General features: G+C 58.4%; 21 protein-coding genes. 12 read left to right on the forward strand and 9 right to left on the reverse strand.

Annotation, left to right across the window (positions count from 1 at the left end; translation table 11 throughout):
• Positions 1–224: 224 nt before the first annotated feature.
• Positions 225–1226: an AEC family transporter gene (locus DB51_RS08360; RefSeq protein WP_034254389.1), complete on the forward strand. Its 1002-nt coding sequence runs from the start codon at positions 225–227 to the stop codon at positions 1224–1226.
• A gap of 106 nt (positions 1227–1332) precedes the next feature.
• Here DB51_RS08360 and DB51_RS08365 read toward each other — a convergent pair whose 3' ends face one another.
• From DB51_RS08365 to DB51_RS08375, 3 genes are all read right to left on the reverse strand, one after another.
• Positions 1333–2013, reverse strand: a complete 681-nt coding sequence (locus DB51_RS08365) for a non-canonical purine NTP pyrophosphatase (RefSeq protein WP_034254392.1) — start codon at positions 2011–2013, stop codon at positions 1333–1335.
• Positions 2014–2042: 29 nt separating this feature from the next.
• On the reverse strand, positions 2043–2807 hold the full coding sequence (gene rph, locus DB51_RS08370) for a ribonuclease PH (protein ID WP_034253197.1): 765 nt from the start codon (positions 2805–2807) through the stop codon (positions 2043–2045).
• A gap of 203 nt (positions 2808–3010) precedes the next feature.
• Positions 3011–3649 carry a Pr6Pr family membrane protein gene (locus DB51_RS08375; protein WP_034254395.1) on the reverse strand — a complete coding sequence of 213 codons (639 nt, stop codon included), beginning with the start codon at positions 3647–3649 and terminating at the stop codon, positions 3011–3013.
• 218 nt (positions 3650–3867) lie between these two features.
• Between DB51_RS08375 and DB51_RS08380 the strand changes: the two genes are divergently transcribed.
• Complete coding sequence (locus tag DB51_RS08380) at positions 3868–5232, forward strand: nicotinate phosphoribosyltransferase (protein ID WP_051867397.1); 1365 nt, start codon at positions 3868–3870, stop codon at positions 5230–5232.
• Positions 5233–5238: 6 nt separating this feature from the next.
• Here the strand turns inward: DB51_RS08380 and DB51_RS08385 are convergent, their stop codons facing one another.
• Entirely contained in the window at positions 5239–5649 is a 411-nt protein-coding gene (locus tag DB51_RS08385) for a MerR family transcriptional regulator (RefSeq protein ID WP_034253199.1), read from the reverse strand.
• 128 nt (positions 5650–5777) lie between these two features.
• On the opposite strand from DB51_RS08385, the gene DB51_RS08390 reads away from it, so the two are divergent.
• On the forward strand, positions 5778–6794 hold the full coding sequence (locus tag DB51_RS08390) for an aldo/keto reductase (RefSeq protein ID WP_034253201.1): 1017 nt from the start codon (positions 5778–5780) through the stop codon (positions 6792–6794).
• 177 nt (positions 6795–6971) lie between these two features.
• Here the strand turns inward: DB51_RS08390 and DB51_RS08395 are convergent, their stop codons facing one another.
• A complete protein-coding gene (locus DB51_RS08395; RefSeq protein WP_414627040.1) occupies positions 6972–7268 on the reverse strand; it encodes a DUF3039 domain-containing protein in 297 nt (98 codons plus the stop codon).
• Positions 7269–7804: 536 nt separating this feature from the next.
• Between DB51_RS08395 and coaD the strand changes: the two genes are divergently transcribed.
• Genes coaD through DB51_RS08410 form a run of 3 tightly spaced genes read left to right on the forward strand, consistent with a single transcriptional unit; the run spans position 7805 to position 9687 of the window.
• A complete protein-coding gene (gene coaD / locus DB51_RS08400) occupies positions 7805–8302 on the forward strand; it encodes a pantetheine-phosphate adenylyltransferase (protein ID WP_034253202.1) in 498 nt (165 codons plus the stop codon).
• Positions 8299–9060: an ATP synthase subunit B family protein gene (locus DB51_RS08405; RefSeq protein ID WP_238548335.1), complete on the forward strand. Its 762-nt coding sequence runs from the start codon at positions 8299–8301 to the stop codon at positions 9058–9060. Before coaD ends, DB51_RS08405 begins: the two co-directional genes overlap by 4 nt.
• Positions 9061–9081: 21 nt before the next feature.
• Positions 9082–9687 (forward strand): YceD family protein, encoded by a 606-nt coding sequence (locus DB51_RS08410; protein WP_034253204.1) that lies wholly within the window; start codon positions 9082–9084, stop codon positions 9685–9687.
• Between the two features lie 61 nt (positions 9688–9748).
• On the opposite strand, the gene DB51_RS08415 is transcribed toward DB51_RS08410, so the two are convergent.
• Positions 9749–10057, reverse strand: a complete 309-nt coding sequence (locus DB51_RS08415; RefSeq protein ID WP_034253206.1) for a hypothetical protein — start codon at positions 10055–10057, stop codon at positions 9749–9751.
• Between the two features lie 681 nt (positions 10058–10738).
• Here DB51_RS08415 and rpmF point away from each other — a divergent pair.
• The 4 genes from rpmF (at position 10739) to ilvN (ending at position 14554) form a co-directional block, all read left to right on the forward strand.
• Positions 10739–10933: a 50S ribosomal protein L32 gene (rpmF, locus tag DB51_RS08420; RefSeq protein WP_034253208.1), complete on the forward strand. Its 195-nt coding sequence runs from the start codon at positions 10739–10741 to the stop codon at positions 10931–10933.
• A 137-nt stretch (positions 10934–11070) separates the two neighbouring features.
• Positions 11071–11856: a ribonuclease III gene (gene rnc / locus DB51_RS08425; protein ID WP_051867398.1), complete on the forward strand. Its 786-nt coding sequence runs from the start codon at positions 11071–11073 to the stop codon at positions 11854–11856.
• A 200-nt stretch (positions 11857–12056) separates the two neighbouring features.
• On the forward strand, positions 12057–13982 hold the full coding sequence (locus tag DB51_RS08430; RefSeq protein ID WP_051867399.1) for an acetolactate synthase large subunit: 1926 nt from the start codon (positions 12057–12059) through the stop codon (positions 13980–13982).
• A gap of 17 nt (positions 13983–13999) precedes the next feature.
• Positions 14000–14554, forward strand: a complete 555-nt coding sequence (ilvN, locus tag DB51_RS08435; RefSeq protein ID WP_034253210.1) for an acetolactate synthase small subunit — start codon at positions 14000–14002, stop codon at positions 14552–14554.
• 195 nt (positions 14555–14749) lie between these two features.
• On the opposite strand, the gene DB51_RS08440 is transcribed toward ilvN, so the two are convergent.
• Together DB51_RS08440 and DB51_RS08445 are read right to left on the reverse strand one after the other, a co-directional pair.
• Positions 14750–16783, reverse strand: a complete 2034-nt coding sequence (locus DB51_RS08440; protein ID WP_034253211.1) for an ABC-F family ATP-binding cassette domain-containing protein — start codon at positions 16781–16783, stop codon at positions 14750–14752.
• A 93-nt stretch (positions 16784–16876) separates the two neighbouring features.
• The gene (locus tag DB51_RS08445; RefSeq protein ID WP_034253212.1) at positions 16877–17608 is read right to left on the reverse strand and encodes a type 1 glutamine amidotransferase; all 732 of its coding nucleotides are present in this window, start codon (positions 17606–17608) and stop codon (positions 16877–16879) included.
• Positions 17609–17710: 102 nt separating this feature from the next.
• On the opposite strand from DB51_RS08445, the gene cysS reads away from it, so the two are divergent.
• Entirely contained in the window at positions 17711–19309 is a 1599-nt protein-coding gene (gene cysS / locus DB51_RS08450; protein WP_034254410.1) for a cysteine--tRNA ligase, read from the forward strand.
• A gap of 245 nt (positions 19310–19554) precedes the next feature.
• On the opposite strand, the gene spxB is transcribed toward cysS, so the two are convergent.
• On the reverse strand, positions 19555–21402 hold the full coding sequence (spxB, locus tag DB51_RS08455; protein WP_084674650.1) for a pyruvate oxidase: 1848 nt from the start codon (positions 21400–21402) through the stop codon (positions 19555–19557).
• A gap of 452 nt (positions 21403–21854) precedes the next feature.
• Here spxB and ffh point away from each other — a divergent pair, with 452 nt between their 5' ends.
• On the forward strand, positions 21855–23471 hold the full coding sequence (gene ffh, locus DB51_RS08460; RefSeq protein ID WP_034253213.1) for a signal recognition particle protein: 1617 nt from the start codon (positions 21855–21857) through the stop codon (positions 23469–23471).
• The last annotated feature ends 15 nt before the right edge of the window (positions 23472–23486 follow it).

Consider the following 23486-nt stretch of genomic DNA (forward strand, 5'->3'; position numbering starts at 1 on the left):
TTCGGTGAGGAAACGAACTTGTGACCACAAACCGAGCTGCTCATGGGCACCTCGGCACGAACCGCCCGTGCACGCGAAACTTCGGTCTATTCGACCGGGTACGAGTGCACGGGCGGTTCGTTGTTCGGGGTTCTTCCCCCTATTTCTGGCACGATGCATGTACCCGGCTCCATGGTCTGGTGCACAATGATGACAGGCATGCATTCACTCATGAGGGGGTCGTCGTGCAGGGAGTCATCCAGCCGTTGACCTTGCTGGCGGTCATCATCGCCGGTTACGGCCTCAAACGCCTCGGAATCTTCAAGCAGCGCGATTATCGCGTGATGCAGGGCGTGGTATTCAATTTCACGCTGCCCGCAGCGATTATCCACTCTTTCGCCACGAACGATCACGAACTCAATATGTTGTGGCTCTCGCTCTTCGGCATGTGCACCAGTCTGATTCCGCTGCTCACGATCTTCTGCGCCACCCGCCGCACACCGGTTCGCGACAGGGTCTTCACCATGCTCAACGGCTGCGGAATGAATGTGGGCAACTTCTGTCTGCCTGTCGTCACCGCACTGATGGGCGCATCAGCCAGCATGCCGGTGATCATGTTTGACATCGGCAATTCGATTATGGCCTGCGCGGGTATGTATGTGCTGACCACGGCACTCCTGCACATCCCTCAGGGCAAACCACTGGATGCCCGCATGGCGGGCGAGGCCACGGTGCTGCCTTCCGTTCGTCTGTTCGACAGGCACGCACGGTGGCTGAACAGACGTGCTCAGCTGCGGAGCATACTGCGCAGCTTCGTGGTCTCAGTGCCGTTCGACACCTATATCGTGATGGTGCTGATGATGCTGGTCGGCGCACACCTGCCCCTGTGGGTGAGCCAGTTCATGGAACCCATATCGAATGCGAACGGCTTTTGTTCGATGCTGATGGTCGGCATGCTGATGGATCTGCCCGCATCCGGCAAGGATGTGAAGGCGGTGCTCGGCGTCATCGGGTGGAAGCTCGGATTCGCGCTGCTCTTCGGCCTTGCCGCCTGGTATCTGCTGCCCTTCAGCCCAGCCGTAAGCAAAGCCATCATTCTGGTCTGTCTGGCCCCCACCGCGGTATTCAGCACGCTGTTCACCGACAAGGTGCTCGGCAACGCCAAACTCGCCGGGTTCACCTTGGCGAGCACCGGCCTGCTGTCATTGATTCTGATGACCGCAGCCAACCTGCTTATCTCCGTTTAATCCGGTTTAATCCGGTCTAATCCGCAAACACTGAGATAACTGCACTACAAGGACAGCTTTTGCGAGAAAAAGTACCGAATTGCTGTCCTTGTAGTGCAGTTATCTTCTAGAGACCGATTATGTGGGCGGAAATGACCTCGGTCATCGCCTTGAGCGCCTTGCCACGATGGGATATGGCGTTCTTTTCGCCGGCATCCATCTGAGCCGAGGTCAGCGGCAGTCCGTCCTCATCGGTGCGGTCCGGCTGCTCGTCGGGGACGAAAATGGGGTCGTAACCGAATCCGTGTTCGCCTCTGGGTTTGCGGATAATCGATCCCTTCATCTCTCCGAAGCGTACGAACTCCGCGACCTTCTCTGCTGTGTCGTCACTGTGCCCGGCGCTGTAGTCATCAGGCAGCACCAGCGCAGCCGCGCACACGAAACGAGCGATGCGCCTGTCATCCGGGATGTCTTCGATCTGGGCCAGGAGGAGGGCGTTATTGGCCTTATCATGCCCATGTGCCCCGGCCCACCGTGCGGAGAGAATGCCCGGAGCGGCACCGAGCACATCCACGATAAGCCCGGAATCATCCGCCAAGGCGGGCAGATTCGTTCGTCGGGCGACGTCACGAGCCTTGAGCAGGGCGTTCTCTTCGAAGGTCACACCGGTCTCCACTGGGTCAGGAAGCCCCAATGAACCCGCCGTCACCAGAGTGATGGCTTCGGCATTCGAGCCAAGGTCATCCGCGAGAATACGCTGAATCTCGGCCAGTTTGCCTTCATTATGCGTGGCTACGACAAGCGTCAGCCCTTCGGGTCGGACTTCCTGTGCATCGTTCATGACCGTTCCAACGCCTCCTGCTGGGCCTGCTGCAATTCCCTGTTGCCCTTGGTCGCCAGATCGAGCAGAATATTCAGCTCTTCGCGGTTGAAGGGCCTGTGCTCTGCGGTCCCCTGAATCTCGATGAATGCGCCTGAGCCCGTCATGGCGACGTTCATATCGGTCATGGCTTTGCTGTCCTCGACATATGGCAGGTCGAGCATGGGCGTCCCATCAATCACACCGACCGACACGGCCGACACGGCCTCTTTGAGCACCTTGTGCTTGTCCTTGATGTGGTGATGCTGCTGCGCCCAGTCCAACGCATCCGCGAGTGCCACATACGCACCGGTGATGGATGCGGTACGGGTGCCTCCATCCGCCTGCAGCACATCGCAATCGATTTGAATCTGATTCGCCCCCAGCGCCTTCATATCAACGACGCCGCGCAGGCAACGACCGACCAGACGACTGATTTCATGCGTCCTGCCGCCGATTTTGCCCTTCACCGATTCCCTGTCCGTACGCTGCGATGTGGCACGTGGCAGCATGGCATATTCCGCGGTGACCCATCCAAGACCGGATTCCCGGCGCCACCTCGGCAAGGTGGGGGTGAACGAAGCCGTGCACATCACCCTGGTATTGCCGCATTCGATAAGCACCGAACCCTCGGGGGCATCGGTCCAATGGCGGGTTATCCGTACCGGACGCAGCTCGTCCGTCGCACGACCGTCAGCACGCATCGTCTTTCCGCCTTCCAACATGTCTTTGATCTGCACCATGCAATCACAGCCTTTCATCCGTATCCCCGACGCTAACCGCAAAAGAAGACAAGCGAGCGCATCGAACTCGCATGCCGCACACCGAAGATACCGGCATGCAGACCTGCTTCCATCTTTTAGAACTCAGAGCCCCACAGCTGCCTCGCAAGCTCTGCCTCGCAGCACGAGTTGCAACAACCGACGTCTGTGCATGCGCTGTGGTCTCACATGGCCGTCAGCGGAGTGCGTTTCGGCAGGATGCGGTCGATGAGGAAAAGCACCAGCGCAAGCACGAAGAACGCGCCGAGATATTCCACGCAATTCAGAGCGGTCCTCTGCCATCCCAGGGCCTGAAGGTCTATGAATCCGTATGGATAGGGGTTGCCTGACGCACCAGGTCCCGAATGCGGCCATATCTGCGCACGAATCAGTACGAAAGCCAGATAGAAGGGGAAATATATCAGCCAGCTCAAGGTGTAGTGCCACGGAAAACGACGATGCGGGTCAAAGACCAGGAAATCGACGGAGGCCATAATCGGCACGATGATATGCGCCATGGTGGTCGTCATCACTCCGAAGGCGAAGGCTGTAGTGGCCGGATCGGAGGGCGGGAGCACGAACCATGCGACCAGACCAGTAACGATGATGTTCAACGTCAGGGCACCCTTGATCCACGCGGGGGGCTGAATTCCCTTCAGCAGTGTGGCCGCCCCTGCCCAGAGCATCACGACGCCCAAGAGCACATTGGTCTGCACGGTGAAAAACACCCAACGGTTGCCGATGCCCGACAACCATGCTTCATATGTTCCTGCGAAACAGAAGAATGCAATGACGAAACGATACAGCGCTGCAATAAATCTCATACGCACAGCATAATGCCCGCCTCTCACCTGGCGTTCAACGACATCGCGTTTCGGCACAGCGTACGTGTTGATGCTCAAACCGCGAAGTGGCCGATACCCCATAAGGGCAGCCGCCACTTCTGGCCATTGAGTACACCCGTTGAGTACTCTTGTACGCAGCAAGTGACGGACCGGCAGGATGAAGTTCCGAGCTTCGGACTTCGTGAAAAGAGGAAACCATGAGTGACGGCACAGCACGAGGATCGGCTTACCCCTCCGAGGACTACTCATACCCCACCGCATTGATGACCGACATGTACGAGTACACCATGCTCGATGCCGCGCTTCAGGACGGCACGGCGTCGAGACGGTGCGTCTTCGAGGTGTTCACACGCCATCTTCCGGCTGGCAGGCGCTACGGCGTGGCCGCCGGACAGGGCCGCATACTTGATGCGCTGGAATCATTCCACCTCGGCGAGGAAGACCTGCGCTTCCTGTCCGACCAGGGCATCGTCAGCCCCGGCACCATCTCATGGCTTGAACGTTTCAGCTTCTCGGGAAGCATCCGTGGGTATCGCGAGGGCGAGATGTTCTTCCCGAATTCCCCGATTCTGCAGGTTGAAGGCAGCTTCGCCGAATGCACGCTGCTGGAGACCCTGATACTGTCCATTCTCAACTATGATTCGGCAGTGGCCTCCGCGGCGTCACGTATGGCTTCCGCCGCGAATGGTCGCCCTTGCATGGATATGGGAGGACGCCGGACGAACGAATGGTCGGCCGTCGCCGCATCACGCGCCGCTGTCGTAGGGGGGTTCCAAGGCACCGCCAATCTGCTTGCGGCAAAGCTCTACGGTCTTAAGCCCATCGGGACGGCAGCGCATTGTTTCACCTTGCTGCACGATTCCGAGCGCGATGCCTTCACTTCCCAGATCCAAGCCCTGGGCGTCGACACGACCCTGCTCACCGACACCTACGACATCGAGCAGGCTGTACGAACCGCGGTCGAGGTGGCCGGCCCTGAACTCGGAGGGGTGCGCATCGACTCCGGTGATCTGGCGTCACTCGCCCAGCGCGTGCGCAACCAGCTGGATGCCCTGGGCGCCACGACGACGAAAATCACCGTCACCAACGATCTGGATGAATACGCCCTGGCAAGTCTGCAGACGGCTCCGGTGGATTCCTACGGCGTGGGCACGATGCTGGTCACCGGTTCCGGCGCCGCCACCTGTGCGATGGTGTACAAACTGTCCGAACGCGAGGGCTCCGATGGCGTGATGGTCCCCGTGGCCAAGAAATCCCCCGACAAGGCGACCGTACCAGGCAGAAAACTGGCCTACCGCTCCTACGAGTACGGTCTTGCGGACTGCGAGCATGTGATCTCCGGCTCCGAGGACCAACTTGCGGCATTCGCACCTGACGAGGGTTGGAAGAATCTGCTGGTCCAATACATGGATGGCGGAGAGTCCGATGCTCGATACCAAGGCCATGAAGCCATCACCGCAGCGCACGCGTACCGCGCGAAGGCATTGTCCGAGCTTCCGATCACCGCCCAAAGCCTGATGAAAGGCGATCCGGTCATCCCGACGGAAGTGCTCAGCCTGTAACAGCGCTCAATCCGCGAAATCCGACCAGTCCGGATGCCGTTGCCCGCCTTCGATGCTGCGTTGCACCGCCGAGTAGTATCCGACCTTCCTGCACACATGGAGATACGCCTGTTCCAAGGCATCGCGCTGCGCTTCGATGGCCTGTTTTCTGTCGGTGAGCAGTTTGAGCATATCCGCAATATGCTCGCGTTCATCAGCTTCGTACGTGAAAAAACTGCGTATCTCGCTGATGGTCATCCCGGCGTCCTTGAAGCAGAGTATGGATTCCAGCCGCTCCACATCTGCCTGGTGATACACTCGTTGCCCGCTCGCGTTGCGCTCGATATCACCGAGCAGACCAAGCTCCTCGTAATATCTCAGGGCTGAGGTGCGCATCTGATAACGACGCGACAGGTCTTGAATGCTGTACACGGTCATACTTCTCCCCCCTCGATGCTGCGCACCGCGCCTGAAAGCGATTTGCGTTCAAGCATACTTGAAGTGCCACTATATAGCCCATACCGGTTGGGCGCGAAGGCCCACCATCAACGACAAGGGAGTCACGCATGACCGATGCCGCCAACTACACACCATCCGAGAGAAGATACGCCGAAATGACCTACCGGCGCTCAGGCAGAAGCGGCCTCAAACTCCCCGCAGTCAGCCTGGGATTCTGGCATAACTTCGGCGATCACGGCACATACGACAACATGAAGGCACTATGCTTCACCGCCTTCGACAACGGCATCACACACTTCGACCTGGCAAACAACTACGGCCCCGCCGCAGGAGCCGCCGAACGCAATGCCGGACGTATCCTCCGCGAGGAACTGTCGGGATATCGCGATGAACTCATCGTCAGCACCAAAGCCGGATACGACATGTGGCCGGGACCATACGGCGACTGGGGCAGTCGCAAATACCTGCTCTCAAGCCTCGACCAGAGCCTGGAGCGACTCGGCCTCGAATATGTGGACGTGTTCTACCATCACCGTCCCGACCCCGAAACACCGCTGGAAGAAACCATGGGAGCACTGTCTCAGGCAGTGACCAGCGGCAAAGCGCTGTATGCAGGTCTGTCGAACTACGACGGCCCTACGATGGAACGCGCCGCAACGATACTCGAATCACTGCACTGCCCCTTCGTCATCAACCAGAACCGCTACTCGATATACGACAGAAGCATCGAAAACAACGGTCTGCTTGAGAGCGCCGAGAAACTCGGCAAGGGCATCATCACTTTCAGTCCGCTCGCCCAAGGCCTGCTCACCGGACGCTACCTCAACGGCATACCGGCAGACAGCCGCATCAGAACCGACGGCCGCTTCCTGTCGGAGAACCAGATCAGCGAGGAGCGACTGGACAGCATGAGAGGACTCAACGACCTCGCCGGACAACGAGGACAGACTCTTGCCGAAATGTCCCTCGCCTGGATTCTTCGTGATTCCTCCGTAACCAGCGTTCTGATCGGAGCCTCAAAACCACAGCAGATTCTCGACAATATTGGAGCCTTGACCAACACCACATTCTCGGATGAAGAACTCCGAAGAATCGACGAACTCAGCCTCGACCAACAGCTTTAGGCCTTCGTGACGCATCATTCGACCAATGATAACTTTTGTGTAGGGATTCCAGAGCAGAGTCCGGAACGCGGGTCCCAACAACCTCGGAAAACCGGGAATCCTTTCGCCACCAATCAAGGCAACAACGAAAGAACCACAAACAATCCCTACACAAACGGCAACGCCAAGAAACAATCACTAATTTCCGCGTTGCATTTCCTCATAAATCCGTTTGCAATCGGGGCATACCGGATATTGAGAGGGGTCATGCTTAGGCACCCACACCTTCCCGCACAAGGCCACCACAGGCCGTCCCGTCAATCGAGACTGCGCAATGCGCTCTTTGGAAACATAGTGAGCAAAGCGATCGGCGTCCCCACCATCGCTGTGCTCCGTCTGCTCCTTGGTTTCCGGGCGTTCCAGAACCGCGGTGCCCGCACCCTCATCAGGACTTGAAAGCGGAGTCTCAGACTCATCGTTGTAGTTCATCATCATGGATTCCTCACTGCGCCCATTGGCACTCATATCTACCATCATAGGAATCAGTCTTCCCAAAAGCATCGCTTCCAGTTCTCCGTGAGCCTATTCCCGCACACTGGCGGTGCATGCCGAGCTACACGCCTTCATTCGCGAAACGATGGAAAACCACGATACCGCCACGCCAAGAGCGAGCAAGACGGTTTCAGCAAGCAGCCCGCTAAACCGACAACAGTGCGAACGATGATTGGCGCGGTCCAGCTCAGAGGCATCCAGACGGAGCAGGCGCTCGCTTCGCCTCGATGCAGGGACAGTTGATGAACGTATTACGACGTGTGGCAAGCGCTTCGCGCTTCTTCGCGCCCTTAGTGGGCGCTCACTTCGCCTCACTTCCGGGACAGTTGATGAACGTATTACGACGTGTGGCAAGCGCTTCGCGCTTCTTCGCAGACGATATCGTCTGCTCACTTCGCCTATGCGGAGCGCACTGCGCTCCGCATAACGGCTCAGCAGGTTAGGGTTGAGACTCCAAGTGTGGGGTTACTCTTGGGTACATGACTATCGCAGTATGCCCAGGGTCCTATGACCCTGTCACATCGGGACATATCGACGTGATTGAGCGTTGCGCACGCTTTTTTAAAGAGGTTCATGTCCTCGTCGCGGTCAACTCCGCCAAAACACCGCTGTTTACGGAGGCGGAACGCGTCCGGATGATTCGCCGAGCCCTCGACGAATCAGGGTACGAGCATGTCTATGTGGACTCCACCGACGGGCTGATTACCGATTACTGCAAAAGCATCGGTGCGACCGTTATCGTCAAAGGTCTCAGACAAAACGGAGATTACGAGGCCGAACTGGGTATGGCTTTGGTCAACAGGCAGCTTGCGGACATTGAAACCGTTTTTCTCCCGGCTGACCCGGTGCGGGAACACATCTCCAGCTCTATAGTCAAAGATGTGGCCAGGCATGGAGGAGACGTGACGGGCATGGTTCCCAGCGGCGTCGTTCCCATGCTCAATACAGCACTCAACCACGAAAAGAGTCAGCGATGATGGCGGATGATACGTACAAGGATGGCCTCTCCGGCGAGCCGCGCCAGGAGGATGCGGAGCCGAACGGCATGGCTTCGGATGACACCGGCAAAGTGACCATAGCAGCTCAGGACCCGCAAGAGGCCCTGACCCAGACGACACCTCCCCTGTTCGAAAGCGACGCGATGCCGGATTTGAGAGAGCATTCCGCATCTTCGCAGGATGATTCGCAGGACGACGGCTCCTCACAGGAAGAGTTCACCACCGTCTATGACATCATCGATGCGATGGATACGACACTCGATGAAGGCAAGTCCGTGCTCTTCACGCCCGGTGTCGTCAAAGTTGATCGCGAGGCACTTACCGAGCAGATGGCGGACCTCAAGAAAATGCTCCCGGTTCAGCTGGAACGCGCGTCGGCGTTGATGCGCGAGGCCGAGCGCAGACTCGATGCTGCAAGAACCCAGGCCAATGCCATCGTTTCCGCCGCTCAAAGCCGTGCGGCGGATATGGTCAAAGAGGCGAACGAACAGGCTCAGTTCCTGGCGGGACAAGAGAACGTCGTCGCCATCGCCCAAGGCAAGGCACACGATATTCTTGAGGATGCGCAAAACAAGGCTGATCACCTCGCGCAAGGCGCCGATCGCTACTCCATGTCAATGATGGAGGGTCTGGACCAGCAGCTGGAGAAGCTTCAACATGATGTACACGCCGGCATGAGCGTTCTCCAGGAACGCCAGAAGCAGGCGGTCGACCAACGTCATCACGACGACGTATAGAATCGACGACTCGGAGGGGATATGACAAGAGCAGAAGATTCCAAATGGGCGGTCAACGTGCTGAGCATTTCAGGACGACCAGGGCAGAGCCTCGAACTCGATGCGGATTTTCCCGCACCGAGCGGCATCGGCGATCAGATCATCGGCGTCAGTGAAGGCGATGCCGTGCACGTTGCAGGAAACCTGGATTCCATCGTCGACGGCCTTATCCTCACAGGACGGATTACGGCCCCCGTGCATGCCGAGTGCACTCGCTGCCTGAAACCCTTGAGCAAGGATTGGGATGTCGACACCACCGCTTTCTTTGCCTTCGACGCCAAAGACCAGAATCCCAGCGGCAGTGCCGACGCGGATGCCGACATCATCGCAGGTGAGGATGAATCCGAAGACGTGTACCCCGTCGAGGCGGGTGGCGCGATAATCGATCTCGAGGCTCTGCTGAGGGACAATCTGGTCGAGTCCATGCCCTTGCAGCCGGTATGCAAGGAAGACTGCCTCGGCCTGTGCCCGCAATGCGGCATCAATCTCAACGACAATCCCGAGCACACCCATGAGATCAGCGATATCAGGTGGGCGGCGCTGGAGGATTTCAAGGCGAAGCTCGACGCCAGCCAGAAGGAGCGCTAAGTCCTGCACCTGCCGCGGCCGTACGGCGCAGAGCACTGCTCTTCTCTTACATCTTGCCCTCTCAGGCAGATTGCAGCGCCTCCCTGCCGATGATCCGCCGCAGGTACTCGGAACGGCTCAACCGCTCCCCCACGGCCTTGCGGTCAATCTCCTCCTGCCAGGAACGCGGTACGCGCACCTGGATTTTCACCGTCTCCTCGCGTTCCTCGGCGACACGGGGCCGGCCCAGCAGCACCGACACCGCATCATCGGGATCATCGGTGCCGGCGGCCTTCATCAGCAGCGCATCCATTCTGGCCTGCGCCTCGGCCCCGCTGGTTCGCACCGCTTTGGAATCGTCCCATCTCCACACGTTATCGTCATTCGCCATGACTGCTTCCCTTCCTAACGTCTGTCCAGAAACCCGGACTGCTCGGCATTGACATGAAACACCACAACTTTGCCGGTTCTGGTGAGCTTCATAATGACCTCGATGCTCGGCGTCAACGGATTCCCATGATGCAGCCCGGTGAACCGGACATAGGCGTCACCGTCCTGCTCGTAGTCAATCTGTCCGGTGATGTGGCGCGCAGCGTAGGCAACGTCATCGAGCGTGTACCCGTGCTTGTCCGCCGACTCGGCCCACTCGATGCCCGTTCTCTCACCATGAAGAAATTGTACTCCAGATATGTACTACAAACAAGATTACGTGTGCAAATTTTCGTTATACGAGGACGGTCAAGTCACATTGATTATTTCAAAACATTTCCTGGAAGAAGGATTGTTGACAGTACTGGACGTAAACGTTCCATCCTCATCTATACAGTCTCGTTTTGCTACACAATTTGCCACGAGTTTTTCTGAGCTATCGTCTTCTCCTGCTTTGTTGGAGCACATACTGGCTCTTATCTCAACATAACGGGCAGTCCACCAGAATGTCCGTAGCCGTGCGGCCACCAAGGCCGCACGTCGCAGAGCACAGCGCTTCTTGTAGCTCAAAGTGACAATGTACGGTTGGTGCGCTAAGATACTGAACGCTTAAGCTCAATCATTCGATCGAACAGAGGATAACATGGCACTGCCAAAGTACAAGACCTCGCGCGCCAATACGCATTCGCGCCGCGCGAACTGGAAAACATCCGCCACGAAGACCGTGACGTGCCCCAATTGCGGAGCACCCTCGCTGCCCCACGTGGCATGCCCCAGCTGCGGTTCATTCCGTGGCCGCGTCTACAAGGACGCCATCAAGTCCGTATTCACCAAGTGAATCGACTTGCCGGAACGGTAACGGAAACCCTGCCATCGACGGGTGGCGGGGTTTTTCAATATGTCGGCCGATGCGCGTGACCTTGGCTCACGGCATACAGGCAGGTAATGCACCACAGTGGTGCGGGGAGGTACGCAATGTCCAGTAATGATGCGGGCACACCAGCGGCGCTGCACAATATCGCAGCCGATGAATTGCTGTCCAGACTCGGTTCTTCCATCAGCCCCGAACTGCTGGTCCATGCGCTGACCCACCGGTCTTTCGCACATGAACACCCCGGGATGCCCAATAACGAGCGTCTCGAATTCCTCGGCGACGCGGTTCTGGAACTGGTCTCCACCGAGACGCTGTTCTCCGTTCACCCTGACCTGTCCGAGGGGGAATTGGCGAAGATGCGGGCGAAGGCCGTTTCCGAAGAGGCGCTTTCGGCAATCGCCAGGGAGATTCTTCAACTCGGTCCGTACATCCTTCTGGGCCACGGAGAAAAGGACAGCGGAGGCGACGACAAGGATTCGATTCTGTGCGATACCGTCGAATCCCTGATTGGCGCGGTGTTCCTCGAGCACGGTATCGAGGGTGCACGCATCACCGTCCATCGTCTTATCGACGACACGCTTGCGGAAGTCGCCACCGAAGGCCCGGCTCTCGACTGGAAGACCTCGCTGACCGTCAAAGCTCATGGGCTCGGCAGAGATGAACCGCGTTACCGCATGCAGGTCTCCGGTCCCGAATATCAGCAAATTTTCACCGCAACGGTGTTTCTCGGCGATGAGGAACAGCCCCTCGCTTCGGGCAAAGGCTCAAGCAAGCGCAAAGCCCAGCTGGCTGCCGCGGAAAAGGCATGGCATTCTCTGAGCGAACAAGCCCCACGGACCGATAATCCCGTCGATAGCAACGAAAACACCGCCAAAGACGGCAAATAGTATCCCGTCATTTGAAACGCAACCCTCATGCGGCATTCTTATGCCTAGACTATGTAGATACGCACAAGAGCATGCCTCCTGCCACAAGCGGACCGGCATCGCATCCCGAATGACCGCATGGTGACCTGCCGACCGTGGCCATACCGAGATCGCAAGTGCATGACACCGATACTCGCAGCAGTGCGAAGTGAGAGGAAATCATGGTACTGCCCACACCATTGCAGGCATTCAGCGGAGTTCCAAGAACCCGCGAAACATCAGAAACAACCATAACCGACGGCGAAAAGATGACCGGTGCGCAGGCGCTGGTTCGCTCGCTGCAGGATCTGGGCGTCGAAGATGTCTTTGGTATTCCGGGCGGACAGATTCTTCCCACATACGATGCCATACAGGATGATGTGAAATTCCGTTTCATCCTGACCCGTCACGAACAGGCGGCAGGGCACGCTGCCGAGGGCTACGCCATATCCACGGGTCGAGTAGGCGTATGCATCGTCACTTCAGGACCGGGAGCCACCAATATGGTCACTCCCATCGCGGACGCGATGATGGATTCCGTGCCCTTGGTGGTCATCACGGGCCAGGTAGGCGTAGGAGCGATCGGCACCGACGCCTTCCAGGAAGCCGACATCGTCGGCATCACCTACCCCGTCGCCAAGCATTCCTTCCTGGTCACCCGTGCCCAGGACGTGCCACGCGTACTCTCGGAGGCCTACTATATCGCGCAGTCAGGCCGTCCCGGCCCTGTCGTGGTGGATTTGACGAAGACCGCTCAGGTCGAAGACATGTTCTATTCATGGCCGCAGCGCATGATTCTCCCCGGGTACAACCCCACGACGAAGGCGCATGGCCATGTGCTTTCCGATGCGGCGCACATGTTCGCCCAGTCCTACCGTCCCGTGCTGTACGTGGGTGGCGGTGCGATGCGTTCCCATGCCTCCAAGCAGGTGAAGCAGTTGGCGGATGTGACCGGAGCACCGATTGTGACCACCCTGCAATCGCGTGGAATCGTCCCTGATTCCGACCCGTCGACTCTCGGCATGCTGGGTATGCACGGCACCGTCGCGGCAACCGCCGCGGTGCAGCGGTCCGATCTCCTGGTGGCCATCGGCGCACGATTCGACGACAGGGTCACGGGCAAGCTGGATGACTTCGCGCCGTCGGCCCGCGTAATCCACATTGATATCGATCCCGCCGAAATCGGCAAGAATCGACAGGCGGATGTTCCGATAGTCGGCGATGTCTCGGAAGTGCTCGATGACCTCATCCCCGAAATCGAACGGGTTCAGGCCATTCAAGGCAAACCGCGCCTCAAGGCGTGGTGGCAGGTCATCAATGATTGGCGGAAGGACTACCCGGTCGAATACGAGGAGCCTTCGGACGGCTCCTTGGCTCCTCAATGGGTGGTGCAGCGGCTTTCCGCGAAGGCCGACCCAAGCACCATCTGGGTGGCTGGCGTCGGGCAGCATCAGATGTGGGCCAGCCAGCTGGTCGATTTCGAAAATCCTCAGTCCTGGATTTCCTCGGGTGGTCTGGGAACCATGGGTTACGGTCTTCCTGCGGCCATCGGAGCCAGCATCGGCTCCGCCCGCGAATTCGATGGAGACAAGCCCGTCTGGCTGATTGACGGTGACGGCAGCTTCCAGATGACCTCGGAGGAGCTGGCGACCGCATTCCTCGACCACACACCTATCAAAATCGCGATACTCAACAATTCGGTCTACGGCATGGTCCGCCAATGGCAGACCTTGTTCTACGGCAAGCACTATTCCGCTACGAATCTCAAGGACGGTGAACAGACGGCCACACCGGACAAGGACATCGTGGACGTTCCTGATTTCGTGAAGCTCGCGGAAGCCTACGGTTGCCTCGGCATCCGTGCATTTACCAAAGAAGAGGCCGAAGCAGCCATCGACGTGGCGAACGCGACCAATGACCGCCCCGTGCTGATTGATTTCCGCGTCTGGAAGGATGCGATGGTATGGCCGATGGTGCCCGCAGGCACATCGAATGATTCGGTGATCTACAAGCCGGGTGTCGAACCACTGCGTGATGCCACCACCGCACCTTCACGGGTGGATACCGCCGGGGCCGATGCCGCCGACGTAAACGACGAGAAGAACTAGGAGAGGTGCAGAGCATTATGGTGAACTATCCAGCTTCACGTCCGGGGTCCGAACGCCACACACTTTCGGTATTGGTCGAGAACCGTCCGGGAGTACTGGCCCGCGTTTCGGGCCTGTTCGCTCGCCGCGCCTTCAACATCAACTCTCTTTCGGTGTCTCCTACCGAACGCCCTGATATCTCGCGCATCACCGTTACCGCCGATGTCGAGACCGTTCCCTTGGAACAGATCATCAAGCAGCTGAACAAACTGCTGCATGTGCTCAAAATCGTTGAACTCGACCCTGACAGCACCGTCGAACGCGAACTCGTGCTGATTAAAGTCGCAGCAAATGAGCACAACCGCTCCGATGTTCTGGAAATCGTCCAACTCTTCCGCGTCCGCGTGGTTGATGTCCATCCGGAATCGCTGACCATCGAGGCGACCGGCGCGGAAGGCAAGCTTGATGCCCTGCTCGGTCTTCTGGAACAGTACGGGGTCATCGAATTGGTGCGTTCCGGCTCGGTCGCCGTGACCCGGGGTCCGAAGGCTTTGAGCGAGAAGGTATTGGGCTCAACCGTCACCGGCCGTTAGCTCGCTGCCCCCAACACACGCTTCATGTGCACATAAGCACATGACTACTTTGAGTTAGATAACTGCACTACAAGGACAGCAATAGGTCGGAATTTCTACCGCATTGCTGTCCTTGTAGTGCAGTTATCGTATCGGGCCCGTGCACACCCAGCCACTTTGCGCGCAGCTCCGTTTATCAGCCCGATACGAATCGGCTCAGGACTCCGCGAGTTCCGAGAGTTCCAGCCACTCTTCCTCAAGCGCATCAGCTTCCTGCGACACAGCTTGCAGTTGTTCGTTCAGCGCATTGAGACCTTCGAAATCGGCCGGGTCATGCTGGGCCATCTGCTGTTCCAGGCTTTCCTTCGACTTCGTCAACTTCGCCAGCTTGCGTTCTATCGCATTAGCTCGTTTGCCCGCGTCACGCTTCGCGGTTCTTTGGGCTTTGGCATCCTGCTCGGCATCGGCCCCGGCATCCGCGGACGACGTTCCAGAACCTTCATCGTCAGATGTCGCATACCCATTCTCGGAGTGCTCGACGCCGACCAACCCGAGATATTCGTCCACTCCCCCCGGCAGATGACGGACTTTGCCTTCCAGCAAGGCATACTGTTGGTCGGTGACGCGTTCAAGAAGGTAGCGATCGTGGGACACCACGATCAAGGTACCTGGCCAGGTGTCCAGCAGGTCCTCCATCACCGCGAGCATGTCGGTATCGAGGTCGTTCCCCGGCTCGTCCATGATGAGCACATTGGGTTCGTCAAGCAGGATGAGCAGCAGTTGCATCCGGCGTTTCTGCCCTCCTGAGAGGTCCTGGATGCGCGTCATCAGCTGTGCCGACTCGAAGCCGAGCCGCTCCATCAGCTGCCCGGGAGTGACTTCCTTGCCTTCGACGATATAACTGCTTTTGTAGCGTGCAAGCACTTCCTGAATGCGGTATGGGCCGAGTTTTTCGAGTTCATCCAAACGCTGTGTCAGCACGGCGAATTTCACCGTTTTACCGATATTCACACGACCGACGGTGGGTTTCAGCGTCCCGTCTATGATGCTGAGCAGCGTGGATTTTCCTGCCCCATTGGCACCGACGATGCCGAAACGGTCACCCGGTCCGATAAGCCAGGTCACATCGTCCAGTACCTTGCGCCCGCTGATGGTCACATGCTTCGCCGCCGATGTCTGGTCCTGCCCGTCATCGTTTCCACCGCCTTGGCCCTCGCTTCCATCGGAACCATGCTGTGCACTCAGTCCATTCGACGAATCATCATCCACCAGTATCTCCACCGAGCCCGTCAGCGGAGGCTGTGCATAGGGGGATTCGACCACATCGACGGCCTGAGCGGCTTCGATTTCATTGTGCTGGTATATCTGGGTCACATCCACCAGATCCACCACCTGCTTGCCCAGACGCGAGGTCGCCATCTGCCGCAGCTCCAATGCGTTGCGCATCGGTGGGACGTCGGCAATCAGCTCATTCGCCGCCTTGACGTGGAATTTCTGCTTCGTGGCACGGGCGCGAGCGCCTCGGGTGAGCCACGCCAGCTCCTTGCGCGCCAGATTGCGACGCTTGTTTTCCATCACATCGGCCTGACGATCGCGTTCCACGCGCTGCAGCATATACGCGCTGTATCCACCTTCGAAGGGGTCGATAACGCCATCGTGGACCTCCCACATGCTCTGGCATACCTCATCAAGGAACCAGCGATCGTGGGTGACCAACAGCAGTGCGCCGCTGCCTTTCGACCATCGAGACTGCAAGTGCTCGGCGAGCCAATGAATCGTGACGATGTCCAAATGATTGGTGGGCTCGTCAAGTGCCAGAATATCCCAGTCATGCAGCAGCAATCTCGCGAGGTCGGCACGTCTGCGCTGCCCTCCGGAAAGCGACCCGACCTTCGCATCGAGACTGATTCCTCCGAGCAGGGCCTGGACGATGTCGCGGGAAGTCGCGTCTGCGGCCCACTCATAGTCCGCACGGTTCTCCAAAGCTGCCTCGCGGACGGTCATCGCGTCGTCCAGAGGATCGCGCTGATCGAGCATACCGAAGCTAAGACCGTTGCGTCTGGTCACTCGTCCGGAATCCGGCTGCTGCACTCCGGCCAGCAGTTGCAGCAAGGTGGATTTACCTCCACCGTTACGCCCGACGATGCCGATGCGGTCGCCTTCAAACACTCCCTGCGTCACATCGGTGAAAATCGTGGTTGTGGCGAAGGCGAGGTCCACATGTTCAAGGCCCAAATCATATATCGGCATGATTCTCCAATATAGCCGTATGCTTGCACAGAAGCCTCGGCGGCACGACGACCGCCTGTGCAGCCGCAATCCGAAATCAGCGTGATGGCCGCTCTACCGGCGCTCATCCTCCAGAAACGCCGCATATGTGGAACAGCGTGCCGCGAAACCGGAGAACACGGAATCAGCCAGAGGTTGCAGCTGCGTGTTGAAAGCCGCGAAATCATCACGAATCTGCGATATCTGAGATTTCTTCATGCCTTTTACCATCGCCGGTTCCTCAAGCCACTCCTCCAGCAAGGGCCCGCTCACTTCAAGATGGAACTGCATGGCCAGCGCCGAACCGATGCGGAAGGCCTGCACCTTCGTCTGCTCGGAACGCGCCAGCGGTTCCGCACCCTCGGGCAGTCCGACCACATCATGATGCCAGTGCAGTACATTCAGCTGCCTGCTCCACATCGAGAAGTAATCATGCTGGGCCAGACGTTTGATAGGCCCGAAACCGACCTCATCCACTGCTCCTGCAGTGAGTTTCGCCCCCAGCGCGGTGGCTATGATCTGCTGCCCCAGGCAGACGCCGATCACCGGTTTGCCGACGCTGATCGCCGCACGAGCGAGTTTCGCCTCTTTTTTCAACCCCGGATAGTGTTCGAAATCCGTTGCCCCCATAGGACCGCCCATAATCACCACGCCCGCGATTTCCTGAAATTCGGGAAGATCGGGCTTCGTCTGCTTGGTGATGTTCAACATCGTGGTCTGCAGACCGACGTCTTCCAAACACTCCAGTATCCTGCCGGGTTTTTCCCATTCGGCATGCTGAAGGATGAGCACCTGAGGTTTTGCCATACCTCCATTGTGGCATCACTTGTGTAAAACGTGCACAAGGACCACACGATTCGATACCCTCGCATATTGCCGTTGTCGTTCATCGTGCATATTCTCGTTGGTATGACCACACGCCAGAAATCGCATGATTCCAGCACATCAGCGGCTTCGAACCTGCGCTTGTACGATACCGCAAGCCACAAGGTGGAGCCTTTCGCACCTCTGAAACCCGGCGAGGTCGGTATCTATGTGTGCGGGGCCACCGTGCAGAGCTCCCCGCATGTGGGGCATATCCGAGCGGCCGTGGCCTTCGATGTGGTTCGCCGCTGGCTGATGAGGCTTGGCTACAAGGTCACTTTCATCCGTAACGTCACCGATGTTGACGACAAGATCATCGCAAAGGCCGAGGCTGCCGGGCAGCAATGGTGGGAACGTGCGTACATATACGAACGAGAGTTCACCCATGCCTACGACGCTCTCGGCGTATTGCCCCCGACATACGAACCACGGGCGACGGGCCATATTCTGGATATGGTCGACCTGATTCAGCGCATCATCGACAACGGGCACGCATACGTGTTGAAGGATGCCGAGGGCAAACCTTCAGGTGATGTCTATTTCGATGTGGCTTCCTGGCCGGAGTATGGCGCTTTGACGCATCAGGAGTCCGGAACCCTGGCCGCGGACGACAACGCAGCCGTGGCGGACCGCATGGGCCCCAGCATAGATGCGGAGGGCGAAGACAAATACAACCCCGGCGATGCCGCGGACATCTCGGAGCAGAAGCACGATCCCAGGGATTTCGCCCTGTGGAAGTCCCCCAAGGCGAGTGACCCGCAAACCGCACGCTGGCAGACACCCTTCGGAACAGGCAGACCGGGCTGGCATATCGAATGCTCTGCCATGAGCCACCGCTACCTGGGTGACAGTTTTGACATCCACGGCGGGGGTCTTGACCTGCGCTTCCCGCATCACGAGAACGAGATGGCTCAGTCCCACGCCGCCGGCTGGGGTTTCGCCAAGCACTGGATGCATTCCGCCTGGGTGACCGAAAAGGGCGAGAAGATGAGCAAATCATTGGGAAACGGCCTTGCCGTCACCACTGTGCTCGATGCCTATCCGGCCTGGGTGGTCCGCTATGCCTTGGCCTCCGTGCAGTATCGTTCGATGCTGGAATGGAGCGATCAGACACTGAACGAGGCTGCGAGCGCATTCGACCGTATCGCCAATTTCGTCGAAAGGGCAGGTGCCGCCTTGGGGTCCCAGCCCGGAAGAGACGAAGTCAGGGATGTGGATGCCGATGCCTTGCCACATGACTTCGTTGCGGCGATGAACGAGGACATCAACGTTGCGGGAGCGATGGCATGCGTGTTCGCCGCCATTCGCAGCGGAAATACGCTGCTTTCCCAGCTCGATGACAGACTCCGCGACGAGTCTCAGCTCGATGCTCTTCGAGAACTGCTGTTGCAGCTTCGCGCCATGCTTGACGTATTCGGACTGGACCCATTGGATGCTCAGTGGGCTTCAGGCGCATCGAGCGAGGCTGAGGATGCACGGGGAACCGTGTTGGACACTTTGATTCGCGAACAGCTCGACGCTCGCGCTCAGGCTCGTGCCGACCGTGACTTCACCAAGGCCGACGCCATCCGAGATGCGCTGAACAATGCCGGGGTCCTTATCGAAGACGCCCCAGGCGGTTCTTCGTGGAGTCTCAAGCACTGAGTTCCAGGTCTCTGACCGCATATGCTGGCATATGCAGTGAGTCGGCATATGGTGAACCGGCATGCACCGCTTGGGAAGGTACCTTGCCGGATGCACCATGTGGGGTATGTGTTTTGTGTAGGGATTATCGGTCAAGTCTCACCGTGAGAATCGGCATCACCATTGCAATGATGCCGATTCTCGCCAGCGATATGTCTCAGCGCCTTTCATATCCCTACACAACCGGCAATCCGGTGGATTTCAGCTCAGAACCCGCCCTGTTCGATGCGTGAAACCGTGGAATCGAGACCTTCCTGGGCCAGGTAATAGCTCAGAGGCTGCAGGTCCTCGGCCTCGTAACGCCTGCGGAATTCGGCAATCTGCTCGGGTGTGCTGATGCGTGGGTCGAGTTCGAGCATTTCTGCCGGCAACGGCCTGTCACCACTGATTTTGGCATCGATGAGCACGGTCCGACCTGCGGCGATATCCTGCATCGCCTTCTCGAACACATCCTGAACCTCGGCGATGGTGGTGATCGTGTATCCCACGGCACCCATCGACTCGGCCAATTTCGCGTAATCGATATCCATGAACTGCACGCCCAGGAAGCCCAGATTGGTGTCTTCCTGCTCGTCCTTGATAAACCCGTACTGCTTGTTGGCGAACACGACGTTGATAATCGGCAGATGATACTGCACTTCCGTCGCCAGATCCTGCATGACCATGTTGAAACCGCCGTCACCGGCCAGATTCCATACCTGCCGGTCAGGGAAATCCACCTTTGCCGTCAGGGCGCCCGGAATGCCTATGCCCATCGTGGCGAACAGCGACGAGGTGCGCCACATCTGCTTCGGATTCATATGCAGGTGGCGAATCGAGGTCTGGGTCACATCGCCGACGTCGACCGAGAAGATGGCATCCTCGTCGGCATGCTCGTTGATGGCGTCATAGACCTGGTAGAGCTGGAGCTCGCCGTCGCGCTTCTTCTCCAACTTATGCACGTAGGCGTTCCAGTTGGCGATGTTGGCAAGATTCGCCCTCCACCAGCCGGATTCCTCCTTCTCGTCCACATCCTCGGTGATTGCACGCAGGGCGTCGCCCGCATCGCCCAGAATGGCGACGTCGGCATTGTGTCGTTTGCCGAGTTTCGCGGGGTCGATATCTATCTGGATGAACTTGCGCACATTCTTGAAGAGGTTGGATACCTCGGCGAAGGGGTAGTTGCTGCCAACGAAGAGCACCGTATCCGCTTCCGGGAACACTTCGACGGACGGTTTCGTCGACACTCGGTTCGGACTGCCCAGCAGCGCTTCGAAGTCCGAAGGGAAGTTGTCGAAGCTGATGCCGGTATTGGCCAAAGGAGCCTTGATCTTGCGGCAGAGGTCCATCACGATTTGATGCTCGCCACGAGTACCGACTCCTGCGAAGACCAGCGGACGTTCAGCGGCGTTGAGCAGTTCGACCGCGGCCGCGATGTCGACGGTGTCGAGCAGGGGCTTCGGATACCTTCTGAAGGAATGCGCCGCGGAATACCAGCCATCGGCGGGAATATCCTCCCATCCCAGGTTCACGGGAATCTGCACGACGGCCACGCCGTTCTTGGAGTACGCCTGACGCATGGCCTCGTCGATGACGTGAGGCATCTGAGCGGCTGTGGAGACCTGTCGGTTGTATACGGCGACATCGGCATAGATGGGATTCTGGTTCATCTCCTGGAAGGTGTCCATATTGAGTCCCGCGGTGCCGAACTGACCGATCAGAGCCAGTACCGGCACATGCTCCTCGCGTGCGTCATACAGGCCGTTGAGCGTATGCGTGCCTCCGGGGCCGGCGGACCCGAAGCATACACCGATATGGCCGGTGTACTTGGCGTGCATGGAGGCGGCCATCGCGCCGACCTCCTCGTGTCGGACCTGGATGTAGTCGATGTTCTCGCGTTCCACGAAGAGGGCGTCCATCAGCGAGTTGATCGATCCGCCCGGAATGCCATACAGATGCTTGACCCCCCAGGATTCCAGAACCTTGACGGTCGCCACCGCCGCCTTGATGGTTCCTTCCTTGTGCTGGTTCGCCGTCCTGCTGTCGAATCCAAACTGAATGACGTTCTTGGCCATGATCGCTCCTTTGCGTCCTGTACATCCCTTACGTCCGCACATCAGTGCGAAGCTTCCTTGCCGTGCAGTTGAGCAGCTATGAGCTCTTTCCCGATGGTGTTCAATCGGCGTCACTACATTGTCTTTCTCAACACTGTGTCTTCCGCCACTGTGTCTTTCGCCGTATCCCAAGCGCTCCCCTGCACCGTTATGGACACCCTAACATTCACTGATTGGAGATTGCCCCGCCATTCATATGAGCTTCATCACATCCATGACGGCGCAAGCCCGTGACATGTCTCAATCTCCTCGGCATCGGCATGACCTTCGATGACGGTGATGCCTGTGCTGGCGGCAAGGACGCCGCATACGACATACTTTCCCCGACTTTCCCCGACTTGCTCCGGACAAACACGGTCCTTTCACGCCAGTGGCACGACATTCTCCCGCCTGACCGTTAGACTTGTAGCACTATGGCTGCTTTCACTTCATTGACCGATAGACTATCCGGGGCTTTCAAGCATCTGCGTTCCAAGGGCAAACTCACGCCCGCGGACATCGACGCCACCATTCGTGAGATACGTCGCGCCCTGCTCGACGCCGATGTCGCACTTGACGTGGTGCGCTCCTTCACAGCACAGGTCCGCGAACGCGCACTCGGCGAGGAAGTCTCGAAGGCTCTGAATCCGGCGCAGCAGATTGTCAGCATCGTCAATGAGGAATTGACGAAGGTTCTTGGCTCAGGAGTGGATAGGCCACTCAACTTCGCCAAGAAACCACCGACCATCATTATGCTTGCCGGTCTGCAGGGTGCGGGTAAAACCACCTTGGCGGGCAAGCTCGGCTATTGGCTGAAAGACACCGGGCACACGCCGTTGCTCGTCGCCGCCGACCTGCAACGTCCGAACGCCGTCACACAGCTTCAGGTGGTGGGGGAACGTGCCGGCGTACCGGTGTACGCACCGGAACCGGGCGTGCAGTCAGGTTCCTCGGACGTGGTCTCCCCCGGTCAGTCGACCGGCGACCCGGTGAAGGTCGCCCGCGATTCCGTGCGTCTCGCCCAGGACAAGCTGTATGACACCGTCATCATCGATACCGCCGGACGCCTTGGTGTCGATCAGGAGCTGATGGCTCAGGCACGCAATATCCGTGACGCCGTGCAACCCAACGAGATTCTGTTCGTCATCGACGCGATGATCGGCCAGGACGCGGTGCAGACCGCCAAGGCCTTTGACGAGGGTGTCGATTTCACCGGCGTGGTGCTCTCCAAACTCGATGGTGACGCCCGTGGCGGTGCCGCGCTTTCCGTCGCCAGCGTCACCGGCAAGCCGATTCTGTTCGCCTCGACAGGTGAAGGACTCAAGGACTTCGAGGTCTTCCACCCTGACCGCATGGCCTCGCGCATCCTGGATATGGGCGACATTCTCACACTCATCGAGCAGGCTCAGAAGCAGTTCGACGAGGAGGAGGCCCGTGAAGCGGCCGCGAAACTTTCCGACGGCAGTTTCGGTCTCGATGATTTCATGTCCCAACTGCAGCAGGTACGCAAACTCGGCTCGATGAAAAGCCTGCTTGGCATGATTCCGGGCATGGCGCAGCACCGCAAGGAACTCGAGCAGTTCGATGAAAAAGAAATCGACCGTACCGAAGCCATCATCAATTCGATGACCCCACAGGAACGCCACGAGCCGAAAATCATCAATGGCTCACGCCGCGCCCGCATCGCCTACGGTGCAGGCACCACCGTCTCGGCGGTTAACGGTCTTCTGCAGCGTTTCGAACAAGCCGCCAAGATGATGCGCCGTATGAGCAACGGCTCACGAGGAATGCCGGGCATGCCAGGAATGCCAGGCATGGGAGGGGCTGCAGGCGCCGGCAAAAAGGGCGGCAAGAAATCGAAGAAACGCAACTCCAAATCAGGCAACCCGATGAAGCGCGAAGCCGAGGAGAAGGCGCTGCGCGAGAGGCTGAGCGGCAACGGTCCGAAGTCCTCAGGATCGGCGTTCAGCAAGAAGCCTCAGACTCCCGCAGGCATGCCTGACATGCCCCCAAATCTCGGTGGCGGTCTTGGCGGCTTGCTCGGCAACTAAGAGCCTCTATGCTGC

Source organism: Bifidobacterium crudilactis, assembly GCF_000738005.1.
Classification (GTDB): Bacteria; Actinomycetota; Actinomycetes; order Actinomycetales; family Bifidobacteriaceae; genus Bombiscardovia; species Bombiscardovia crudilactis.